At 42.7% G+C, this 11810-nt stretch carries 9 protein-coding genes; all 9 read right to left on the bottom strand.

Annotated features, from left to right (window positions below):
• Positions 1-23: 23 nt before the first annotated feature.
• On the bottom strand, positions 24-2822 hold the full coding sequence (locus G6R11_RS03860) for an SLBB domain-containing protein (protein ID WP_163131623.1): 2799 nt from the start codon (positions 2820-2822) through the stop codon (positions 24-26).
• Positions 2823-3020: 198 nt separating this feature from the next.
• Positions 3021-3536, bottom strand: a complete 516-nt coding sequence (locus G6R11_RS03855) for an outer membrane beta-barrel protein (RefSeq protein ID WP_163131621.1) — start codon at positions 3534-3536, stop codon at positions 3021-3023.
• A 256-nt stretch (positions 3537-3792) separates the two neighbouring features.
• The gene (locus G6R11_RS03850) at positions 3793-4752 is read right to left on the bottom strand and encodes a DHH family phosphoesterase (protein ID WP_163131619.1); all 960 of its coding nucleotides are present in this window, start codon (positions 4750-4752) and stop codon (positions 3793-3795) included.
• A 14-nt stretch (positions 4753-4766) separates the two neighbouring features.
• Positions 4767-5375 (bottom strand): adenylyl-sulfate kinase, encoded by a 609-nt coding sequence (gene cysC, locus G6R11_RS03845; protein WP_163131617.1) that lies wholly within the window; start codon positions 5373-5375, stop codon positions 4767-4769.
• A gap of 32 nt (positions 5376-5407) precedes the next feature.
• A complete protein-coding gene (locus G6R11_RS03840; RefSeq protein WP_163131615.1) occupies positions 5408-7135 on the bottom strand; it encodes an SLC13 family permease in 1728 nt (575 codons plus the stop codon).
• A complete protein-coding gene (gene cysN, locus G6R11_RS03835) occupies positions 7135-8556 on the bottom strand; it encodes a sulfate adenylyltransferase subunit CysN (RefSeq protein ID WP_163131613.1) in 1422 nt (473 codons plus the stop codon). The genes G6R11_RS03840 and cysN overlap by 1 nt, the downstream gene beginning before the upstream one ends.
• Positions 8557-8659: 103 nt before the next feature.
• Positions 8660-9565: a sulfate adenylyltransferase subunit CysD gene (gene cysD / locus G6R11_RS03830; RefSeq protein ID WP_163131611.1), complete on the bottom strand. Its 906-nt coding sequence runs from the start codon at positions 9563-9565 to the stop codon at positions 8660-8662.
• 216 nt (positions 9566-9781) lie between these two features.
• Positions 9782-10783 (bottom strand): response regulator, encoded by a 1002-nt coding sequence (locus tag G6R11_RS03825; RefSeq protein ID WP_163131610.1) that lies wholly within the window; start codon positions 10781-10783, stop codon positions 9782-9784.
• A gap of 220 nt (positions 10784-11003) precedes the next feature.
• The gene (locus tag G6R11_RS03820) at positions 11004-11777 is read right to left on the bottom strand and encodes a VacJ family lipoprotein (RefSeq protein ID WP_163131608.1); all 774 of its coding nucleotides are present in this window, start codon (positions 11775-11777) and stop codon (positions 11004-11006) included.
• Positions 11778-11810: the final 33 nt, after the last annotated feature.

Raw genomic sequence — 11810 nt, 5'->3', positions numbered from 1 at the left:
AGAATACAAGGGTGCATTAAACGCTATTTTTGGATCGCGTTATACGCCACACCAATTTGATACAAGATTTGGGTAGCGGCTGTCCATGTACTCAAAGCATCTCGGTAATCGGTATCAATAGGTACTACAATAGTATCCCCCGGCTGCAAGGGCTGCTTATTGTTCTTAAACCAGAAACCAGATTCAGGCTTGTAAACAGAGCCATTAGCTCTTACTACAAACACCCTATCTTCATCAGCTTGCTTTTTAGCACCACCGGCAAAGTTTATGTAGTCTTGAAAACTATATGCTTCATCTAATAGATAAGATGTTGATATTTGAACTTCACCCATAATGGTTACGGTGTTTCTGTACTGTGGTACATAAAGCATATCTTCATCTTCTAACATGAAATCTTTAGCGCTCTCGTCAAGAAGAATAGCAGGTAAATCAACCACCATCCTACCGAGCGCTTGGGTACCACTCATTTCTTGAATCAGCTCTAGCTGCTCTGTTGGGCTCGAAGATGAGGTGAAGCTCCCTGGTCCGGTTTGTCGAAGGCTCTTTTTAGCAACTTCTTGACGAATACTTTCCGCGTACGCGTCTATTTGACTCTGTTCACGTACTCGTAAAGCTTCTCGGGTGAATACCGCGCCATCTTGGTGGGCATACTCAGTTAGCCCTCCGGCTCGAGTAATCACATCGCCCAGTGTTTCACCACGTTTAATCACGTATGTGCCAGGGAAGCGTACTTCACCCTGTAAACTAACAGTTCGCTGCTTACGTAAGTTTGGCACTGCTAATACGTTTAATCTATCTCGAGCTTGCAGCGCTAAGTTTTGATCTGGGTTGCCATCAAGAACATCATTTAGATCAAGGCGTAGCAAGGTAACATCTGCATTAGCATCTTGAACGATGGTTCTTGTTAATTCGCTATGAAGTGCATAAGCACCATTTTTTAATCCCCCGGCAGCGTCTATTAAGTCCTTTACCGTGTTTTTGTTAGTTATTGGGTAAATACCGGGAAACTTAACCTCGCCAAAAACTTCCACCACATTTAGCTCACGACTCAGGCTCGACTGCTCTTGCAGCATAATCAATATCGGGGCTAGTAACTTTTCACGGGTAGACTTGAGAACCTTTTCGACCTCATTAACCGACATATCGGTAATGCGTGCAATTCTTTCTATTTCGGTTTCAGCTTTAGTTGATTCAACTCGCCCTGAAGAATCACCTTGATTAACTGTTTGGTTTGATGATGCTTGAGGCTTAGAAGCGTTAGGCTGACTATTTGGTAAAGCCGCATTTTGCGAATACTGACCAAATTGACTACTATGCTGAGCTTGTTCGCCAACTGTTTGATTGGCCAACTGTTCGGCGGTTTCCATCTTCGCATTTAGGCTTGCTGCGTCAGCACTTAACAAGTCTTTCTCTTTAGCACCAATTTGAAAAGCTTCACTAAACAGCTCTAGGTCATATTTAGTAAAAACTAGAATTTCATCTTCTGGCTTTAAAAGAATATTGTCAGCCGAGTGCTTCTCATTAATGGCTTTCTCTAAATCAACTTGTAAGATCGTTATTGAGCGATCTTTTTCTTTGCGCACAACTAAGCTGTAATTGAGATCACTGCTTGTATTTAAGCTACGTTGAACGCTAGGAAGTAAATCTGAGATGCGCAAGCCTTTGCGCCATTGGTAACGGCCATCTCGCGCTACATTACCTTTTAGAGATACATAGTTTGGTGTTCTCTTATCGACCTGCTCGATAGTTAAAAAGTCGCCATTTTGCAGGTTTCTTTTAAGATCAACTTTGTTATTTAAGTCAAGTGTTAATAGGTCGATTAGGCCTTCATTAGTAATTCGTTCAAACCTAGCAGATTTTTTGAATGCTCTCGTTGTGTATCCACCGGCTAATGCAATTAGGCCTTTTACAGTTTCATTACCAATGATTTCGTAAATGGCTGGGCGAACAACTTCGCCTTCTACACTTACCGTGTCACCTAGCGGCCCTACAAAAATCACATCGCCACTACGCAATTGTAGGTCATTACTGGTATCACCACTTATCAATAGGTCATATAAGTCGAATCGACTAACCAATTGACCGTCACGTAATAACCTAATATCTCGTAGACTACCTTGTTGATTAATACCGCCGCTGGCGTAAAGAGCGTGAGTTATTGTAGACAACGAACTCACTAAATACTTACCAGGCTGGTAGGCATCACCCAGCACAAAAACCTCTACAGTGCGCAACTCTCCCATAGTTATGTTACTGCGCACGCCAATTTTCTTTTCTTTAATCTGTTGAGTCATTAACTCTCTAACTTCGTTAAAAGTTAAACCAGATATGTGCACAGGGCCAAGCTCTGGAAAGCTAATGCTACCGTGTCTGTTTACCCTGAATTCAAATTTACTGTTCTCTTTACCGAAGAGTTGTACATTAAGCGTATCGCCAGGGCCTAGGCGATAGTTATCAGTAACAGGGATATTATTTAAAGGAGCAAAGGTTGTAGGTTGAGTAGCAAAAACATCTAAGCCAAAACGTTGAAGCTCTGCCGTTTCGCCCGCACTGTTTTTATCTGCAAGCGCTTGTCGTTCAGCTTGTAAGTCGCGTTTTTGCGGTAATTGCGGAGTGATCTCTTGAGTTGACTGAGTTACATTGCTCGATGATTGAGAAAATTGCGAAATATCAACACCATACTGCCTGGCTAAAGCTGCCTGCTGATCTGCTGGTAAATTCTTAAGCATTTGAACTTGATCGGGGCTAAGGTTCATTGCAATAGAAAACGGAGATAAACCTAACAACCAAACTACAATAAGACTTCTAAGTCCAAATTTCATTCTTTATTCTTCTCTTTCTCAATCAACAAAACTAGCCAGAAATAACACAATTAATAACGTGCTCGATAATACTTCAATTCACTTCTTTACGTAAACTTACAATTGATATTTCTTCCTAGGTTTTGCCTTAAGCCCACCAATTGTTGAAAATTCATACGTCGCTATTGCTAATAGCTCACGCACCGAGCCTTAGAGCATTTAGAATCGATATTGAAACGCTAGATTAACACCACCAACTTTCGCTTTGTTTGTATTTAAGCTACTTAAGTACTCTATGGTGACTGCGCTATTACGGCTGAACGCATAATGCGCTCCCAAGCCAAAGCTCATACCACTCTCGGTGCTACTCGCAACATTTTGTTGATCTAGTTTAGCGGTTGAACCACCAAATAGTGCATACATAGCAGTTTGTTCTGTGATTGGTAAATTTCCTTTCGCTAATATTGAAGCCAAACTATCAATAGATATACCACCAGAACGCCCTGTAGAAACTCCGTATCTGCCTTCTAGCGCAAAATAATCGTTAAAAAAGTGACCCACTTGAGCTTGAAGAACCCAAGGCTTACCTTCACTGGCAGAAGTACCATCAACGTTGTATTCTGCAGAAGTGTAAGAGAAGATTCCACCTGCATAGGTGTTAGCATAAGTACTAGCGCTAGCAAATAGGAAGAAGAGAAAACTGAAACAAGTTTTTAGGCGTTTAAACACTACCACGAGGCGATTCCCTGCACGTTACAATAATGGGGCAGAAGTATAACACAGCAATTTTGTGGATAAACACCACAGGCGGCTCAAGAGCTTGATATACCAGAGCTTTACTAAAGCAACAATGCTATTAATTAGTTTAAAAACAGCGCTCTAGAAAAGGGAAAGGCTTTTCAATAACTAACTATTATTTTAGCTAAATTTGATGTAACACAACCATAAAAACCAAGAACAGTTCAATTAACCAGCAATAAATTCGTAGAAGTTAAGAATAATAACCTTCTATATCGCTAATGAGCTGATTGAGTAGTTCAATATTAAATTGGTTTATCCCGGCTGCTGCTTCGCGCCCTCCGCCAGTATGATATTGGCTGCAAATATTGCCAGCCCCTTGCTTGTTATTGAGTGGTGCCCGCAAGCTAACCAAGGCGGTATCTTTAGCGGTTTCAGTGACTACCAGATGGGCTAAAGAAGGGTGTAAATTGGCCTGTTGATTACCAAAAACGCCGCTTATCCGCCTCGCCCAAGCCGTATTAGGCAAAATAGTAACTTTAACCGAAGAGCTCAGGTAGTGAGGCTTGATGCTATTGGCAAGGTACATATCTTCTTGATAAGCTCCTTTCAGCTGATGATAGGCAGATTGGCTATCGGCTATAACTTCAAATGGAGAGGTGTATTCAAGAAGTAGCTTGAACAATATAGCTGGGTCATAGTGGAGATCAGCTAGCGTAGCACCATAACCATTATAATTAATTAAGGTGCCTAGCTCCTTTAACTGATCGCTTTGCTGCTCGCTCAATTGAGCTTGTCTACACAATGCATCAGCTTTGGCAATTAAGTTGTCACCATAGGCGCCAGCAATAGCCCAGTGATGATGTTTACCTTTAAGCTTTTGATCTATTAACAGAGCGGTACAAACATCTGCGTCAGTATTGATATCTGCCAGTAGATTTGGGTGCTTCGGTATTTCTCCTGGGCGGTGATGGTCCACATAATGCACTGTAGCGCCAAGCTCTAGAGCACGCAGTAATCCTTCTTGGTTCTTTTCCATAGAGATATCGAGTACGGTGACTTGGTCGTTTGGCTGAAACTGAAAATCATTCATCAACTGATTTTCCCGCTTAACGCCTGTAAGCAAGATACTGTCTTGAGGTTCGACTAGCCGTAACTGAATCAGCGAAATAATGCCATCGGCATCACCGTTAAAGATATCTATGTGTCGCAAAGAGAACCTCGTTACTAAGCCTTTACAATGCCAGCACTAATAAGTGCATTTACCACGAACTCTGCACACTGTTCGACCGACTTACCATCCGTTTGTACGTGTACATCGGCTTTTTCGGGCGCTTCATAGGCAGAGCTAATACCGGTGAAGTTTTTAATCTCACCACTACGTGCTTTTTTATATAAGCCTTTAGGGTCGCGCTGTTCACATACTTCTAGTGGAGTATCAATAAACACCTCAAAAAACTCACCAGCTTCTAGTTGGTTGCGAACCAAACTTCGATCAGCTTTAAAGGGAGAAATAAAAGCAGTAGAGACCACTAAACCTGCATCGACAAATAACTTGGCCACTTCACCAATACGGCGAATGTTTTCCACACGGTCGATATCAGAGAAGCCTAAATCACCATTAAGTCCATGGCGAACGTTATCACCATCAAGAACATAAGTATGAACACCACGTTGATACAATAAGTAATCAACCGCATTAGCGATGGTAGATTTGCCTGAACCACTTAAACCAGTGAACCACAGCACGCAGGGTTTGTGGCCTTTTTTCATAGTGCGCAACTCTCGATTAACGCTATGGTTATGCCAAACCACATTCTCGCTCTTTTTATCCATAACTCGCCTACTCTGCTATTTAAATAAAATCACTACAAAGGAAAAACTATTGGAACCAGTATTAATACCACCAAGCCATAAACCAAGGCTACCGGTAAACCTAACTTAACAAAATCTCGCAAGCTATAGCGCCCTGCGTTATAAACCATTAAATTGGTTTGATAGCCATAAGGGCTGACAAAGCTGGCGCTTGCGGCAAAAGCTACTGTCATAACAAAAGTCATTGGGTTTGCTCCCAATGCATTAGCCAAGCCATAAGCTAAAGGGAACATTAAGGCTGCCGCGGCGTTATTGGTAACCAACTCAGTAAATATCCAAGTTAATAAGTACACAGCCACTAAGCTCAGCATAAACCATTGGCCACTTAAGCCGCCGTTAAACAAGCTTTCAAGCAGCTCTACTAAGCCAGCATTATGCATCGCCTGCGATAAGGCCAAAGCTGAGGCGACTATCAACCAGATTTCCTTGGGGAAACGGCGCACTAACTCGCTGGGTGTTAAGCACCTGAAAAAGATTAAACCGCCTAACAAAACAACCATCGCTTTAAATAAGCTCACTAAGCCAAGGGCCGCAGCACCTACAGCTAAAACAAAGCCACCAATAGCAATAAGCTCTGAAGTGCCATTTAAACGGGTGTCGGGCTCTACCCCACTAACCACAATAAAGTTTTTGCTTAGATTAGTGCGCGACTTAAAATCGGCGCCCACCGCCAACACCAAAAAGTCACCTGCCTGCAAGGTTATTTCGCCTAGCTTCCCAGATACTCTTTCGCCGTCTCGCTTAATGGCTACAACAGCCGCATCAAAGCGAGCGCGAAAGCCAGCACCCTTTAAGCTTTTACCTACTAACATACTCTCAGGGCGAATAACCACTTCGGTTAGGTTAGAACCCAATAAGCCATTAGAATCAGCAAAGGTTTGCAAGCCTGAGAATTGGTTTAGTTGCATGACTTTAGTGACATCGCCGCTAAAAATAAGCCTATCGCTTTGCTGCATCACCTCGCTTGGCGCTACCGGGCTAATCAGCTTTCCATCTCGAACAATTTCCACAAGAAAAAGTGATTCTAAATGGCGCAGACCGTTTTCTTCAACACTCTTACCTATTAAGGCTGAATCAGCTTGAATCTTTGCATCAATAAAATAGCGGTGATAATTATTCTCTTCACGCTTATGATCGGGTAAATAGCGCGAAAAAAACGCTAAGGTAAAGCCACAGGCTACCACCGCAACCAAGCCTATTAAGGTGAAATCAAAAAAGCCCAAGCTCTCACCAGTGCTTTCGATTAGCAAGCTGTTCACAATTAGGTTGGTAGAGGTACCAATTAAGGTAAGTGTTCCACCCAATATCGCCGCGTAAGATAGGGGCAACAATAAGCGGCTAGCACTGTGGTAAGGGTTATTGCGAATAGGTGCTAACAACGTGGCGACTACTGCAGTATTGTTTAACGCTGCTGAAGATAGCACCGTAGTTGAAAATAATCTAAACCAAGTAGAACGAAGCGATGGCTTAATGATAGATGCAGCCAACATTCGCAACAGTCTTGTTTTTTCCAGGGCTATCGAGCACAACATTAAAAGAACTAGGGTCATTAATCCCTGATTCGAAACACTGGCCAATAGTTGATCGCTACTAACTAAATCAAGCACGAACAACAGCAACATTACCCCACCAAAGATTTTGGCGGGATACTGCTGATAACGAATTAAAGACGCAATGGTGCCAATGAAAATCACTAGCACCAATATGGCCTGTATGCTCATTACTTAAGTAATTCGCTTAAGTCTTTAGCATCCCAATGCGGGAAGTGTTTACGAACAAGCGCATTAAGTTCTAGCTCAAATGCCGAGAACTCCTGCTGTTGCCCTGTTTCTTCTAAACTGCCTTTGGCGGTAATAATACCGGCACCTACAGTGACATTGGAGATACGGTCAATAATAATGAATGAACCAGTGCCTTTGGCTTTGTTATAAGCATCAAAAGCAACTTGCTGGCTAAACTGAATTTGGCAAGAACCAATCTCGTTTAAACCAAGGCGAACCGCATCTTGCTCTTCTAAAGTATTCACATCAATTTGATGCTCAATTTTAGCGATGGAACCTGAAGTGGTTTTAGACGCCAGTTTGAAATCGTATTGTTTGTTGGCAATCATTGGCTCTTCTGCCATCCAAACCACAGTCGCTTCAGCGCTGCTGGCTACCCAAGGCTTATTGTTGCTATGTACTAGCATGTTACCGCGACTTGCATCAATCTCGTCTTCTAAGGTAAGTGTTACCGCCATTGGCGCATAAGCTTCATCAATTTCACCATCAAAAGTTACGATGCTTTTCACTTTTGAGATTTTGCCTGATGGCAAAGAAGTCACTTCATCGCCTTTGCGCACTACACCAGAGCTTATGGTTCCGCAGAAACCACGAAAATCTAAGTTAGGGCGATTTACATATTGAACCGGAAAGCGGAAGTCATCAAAGTTTTGACCGGCGCTAATTGGCGCACTTTCTAACATGCCCATTAGCGTTTCACCGTGATACCACGCACTTTGTTCGCTGCGCTCAACTACGTTGTCACCGTTTAGGGCTGAAATTGGTACAAATTTGATGCTATCAATATTCAAATTCTCAGCAAACTTTTCGTATTCCGCTTTAATTTCTTCAAAGCGAGCTTCTGAGAACTCGACCAGGTCCATTTTATTAATCGCAACAATCACTTGCTTAATGCCTAGTGTTGAAACGATAAAGCTGTGACGACGAGTTTGCACTTGCACACCGTAACGTGCGTCAATCATCACAATAGCCAAATCACAGTTTGACGCGCCCGTTGCCATGTTTCGGGTATATTGCTCATGCCCCGGAGTATCGGCAATAATAAACTTACGCTTTTCTGTTGAAAAATAACGGTAGGCTACGTCGATGGTGATGCCTTGCTCACGCTCCGACTGCAGGCCGTCAACCAATAGGGCTAAGTCAAACTCGCCATCAGTGGTGTTAAAACGTTTTGAATCATTTTTAATGGTCGCTAACTGATCTTCAAAAATCATTTTTGAATCGTGCAATAAACGGCCAATTAAGGTGCTCTTACCGTCATCCACACTGCCACAGGTTAATAAACGTAGTAACTGTTTCTGTTCGTGTTGTTGTAAGTACTCTTTAATATCTGAAGCAATCAAGGTTGATTGATGAGACATGGTATCCTCGCTTTCCTAGCTTTTCGCCAGCGTCAAAATTCTTGTTCCATTCCCGCTCATTAAGGTGTGCGGGTAAATACTGTTTAGAGGCCTGCTATTTCTCTTAGAAATAACCTTCCATCTTCTTCTTCTCCATCGAGCCCGCGCTGTCGTGGTCAATCACACGACCTTGTCGCTCAGAGGTTTTGGTCAACAGCATTTCTTGAATAACTTCAGGCAGAGTTGTCGCTTCCGACTCTACTGCACCGGTTAACGGGTAACAGCCTAATGTGCGAAAACGAACCATTTTGTGTTGAATCTCCCCTTCTTCAACAGGCATGCGCTCATCATCAACCATGATTAAGGTGCCATCACGCTCTACTACAGGTCGTTCTTGAGATAAGTAAAGAGGAACAATTTCAATATTCTCTAAGTAGATGTATTGCCAAATATCTAACTCAGTCCAGTTAGATAGCGGGAATACACGAATGCTTTCACCTTTATTCACCTTAGAGTTGTAGGTATTCCATAACTCTGGGCGCTGTGATTTTGGATCCCAACGGTGGTTTTTATCACGGAAAGAATAAACGCGCTCTTTGGCACGAGACTTCTCTTCATCACGACGGGCACCGCCAAAGGCTGCATCAAATTGATACTTGTTTAGCGCCTGCTTTAAGCCTTGGGTTTTCATTACATCTGTATGCACAGCACTGCCGTGAGTAAATGGGCCGATGCCTATTTCTAGGCCTTCAGGATTTTTGTGCACCAGTAATTCGAAGTCGTACTTCTCTGCCATGCGATCACGGAACTGGATCATTTCTTTAAACTTCCAGTCGGTGTCTACGTGCAATAGCGGGAAAGGAATTTTTCCGGGATAGAAAGCTTTACGCGCTAAATGAAGCATTACCGCGGAGTCTTTACCCACAGAGTACAGCATTACCGGGTTGTCGAATTCAGCCGCTACTTCACGGATGATATGGATACTCTCGGCTTCTAATGCTTTAAGATGAGTTAAGTTATAATTTTCCATTTAGTCTTCAGCTCTTAATTCGTTATATCGTTATAGAATATAAAACAAGCTCAGACTAACTGATAAAGCTGACCACTACTAGTAACCGCGCTATAACATTATGCTACTTTTAATAACTTTGGATTCTAAGAATAGCGAAGAAGCCCTGTAGATTAGGCCTAAGCCATGTTCTCAACACTAAAAAGTTCACTCAATGCGTTCTAGTCACTTAAGAGACTAATTTACCGGGAAGAGTTTGAGGTTAATGCGATCGTCAGCCAGGTTTTTGAAGCGCAAGCTAAAGCCTATGTCAGACAACTTTCCTATGCTTTCTAAGTAATGTGCATCGGCGTTAAGACCTAAAGGCATTCCGGGATGAGCCGCATCAAAAGGAGTTGGCGCATCTAACAAACCCGCATTGGCGAACAACACTTGGTCGTGCTCTATCACACCATACAAACAAGCAACGGGTGCGCGTAAGTCAGCGGCTTTAATAATACGGTTAAGCGTACTAAGTGCTTCGCTAGGTTGAAGCGCTGTAGGATCATTAACCAAAAAGCGATTCCACATGTCTTGGAAAAAGCCATTGATGATTACCGCAGCAACAACTCCTTCATCGCCCAATAAGCAAATATCAACCACCAAAAACCCTACATGATGCTCATCAATTTGCTTGATAATCGGGAATAGGGTTTGCCCCTTTAGCCGATAATGACAAAAGAACCCAATAATCTCTTGGGTGTTTTCCGGAAGGATTTCGTTTAACACCATGCTCGCTTGAGCATCATTGGCTTTGAAGTGGGCTTTATGCTCATCAAACTCAGCAAACTCCATTTGTAGGCTGTGCTCATGAGCCATCGAAAGGTTGGCAAGAATGGTGTCGGTTAACTCATTAAAATCAGTCAGCGGTTTAACTAAGAAGTCACTAGCCCCAAGCTGTAATACTTTACGTAAATCGGCCATGGTGCTTTTACCGGAAATAACCACCACACTTCCAGGGAAGTTGTCTAAGCGTTGCAACAGTTCGACCCCATTCATGCGCGGCATGATGAGGTCCATCAAAATGATATCGTAGTGTTGTTGATTGATGGCGTTAAGAGCTTCTTGTCCATCTCCTACAGCACCTACCATTGCGCCTTGTTGAGTCAAAAACGCGAGCAACTGCTGACGAAATACCACTTCATCTTCTACAACTAAAATTGAGATCCCGTATAAGGGACTATCGTCGCGCTCCTGCACTCTCGCCAAATATCCTTATTAATTAATATGTTAATAGTATTTGAATGGTCTAATCAGTTGATAATATAAGCAAAGTAACTACAACGCCAGTAGGCATGTATAAAATTTATACCACGTAAAGGTATGCAAAAAACCAATTTTGAATAGGCAGCGCTAACACTAGCAATGAAGGCCTTTAGGCGAGCTGAACTATACTACCTACAAGCATAGTTCAGCTTAATTAATATTCTTCTAACTCGTCTAAATAATCTTCTAAAGCTGAATCAATATCTTGTTTTGAAGACGTTGGCGGCTTGCCATTATAGAAGCGATATAAGCGATACTGCAGGTAGGCATCTTTAACAAAGGTATAGCTGTCTAGCGAGTTATCTAATAGCGGTTCTTGCTCAATAACTGACGCTCGTTTATACAGGCCATCTAAGCCCCATTTAATCACTTGTTCGGCAAACGTTAGGTTAGTTAGCGGTGAGGCAAAGGCATCTACCCAATCACCGACTTCTTTGCGAACAGTAGTTGGCCCTAGTACTGGCAACATGACATAAGGTCCTTCTGGCACTCCGTAAAATCCCATTACGTCGCCAAACTCTTCAATGTCTCGCTGTACACCGGAGCGACCCATTAAATCAAAAATGCCAAAAATACCAAAGCTAGAATTAAACAAAAATCGAACGAGGTTATTAGAAGCACGTTCAACTTTACCTTGCAGCAGGTGGTTAGCAAAACTAGCGGGTTCTTCTAAATTACGAATCACATTATTCATGGCTTCACGAATACCAAAGGGTAAGAACTTGGCGTACACATGGGTTACTGGGCGATAAAGCGGTTTATCCAAATAGTTGTAATTGAAGTTCCACATGCTTCGATTGAAGCCCTCGAAGGGATCGGAGAAGTCTTGATAAGGCTCGTCAAAGGCCTCTGCTTCATTAGCCATTGTGGTGGATGCAGTAGACAACATAACAGCAGACATCAAAAAAGCTGTAACCACTCTGCGCACTCAGACCCCCTTCCTTGGTCAGATACCTATCGC

This window comes from Agarivorans sp. Alg241-V36 (assembly GCF_900537085.1).
In the GTDB taxonomy this organism is placed as follows: Bacteria; Pseudomonadota; Gammaproteobacteria; order Enterobacterales; family Celerinatantimonadaceae; genus Agarivorans.
The sequence above is the reverse complement of the archived record's forward strand: the minus strand, read 5'-3'. Positions and strand labels throughout refer to the sequence as shown.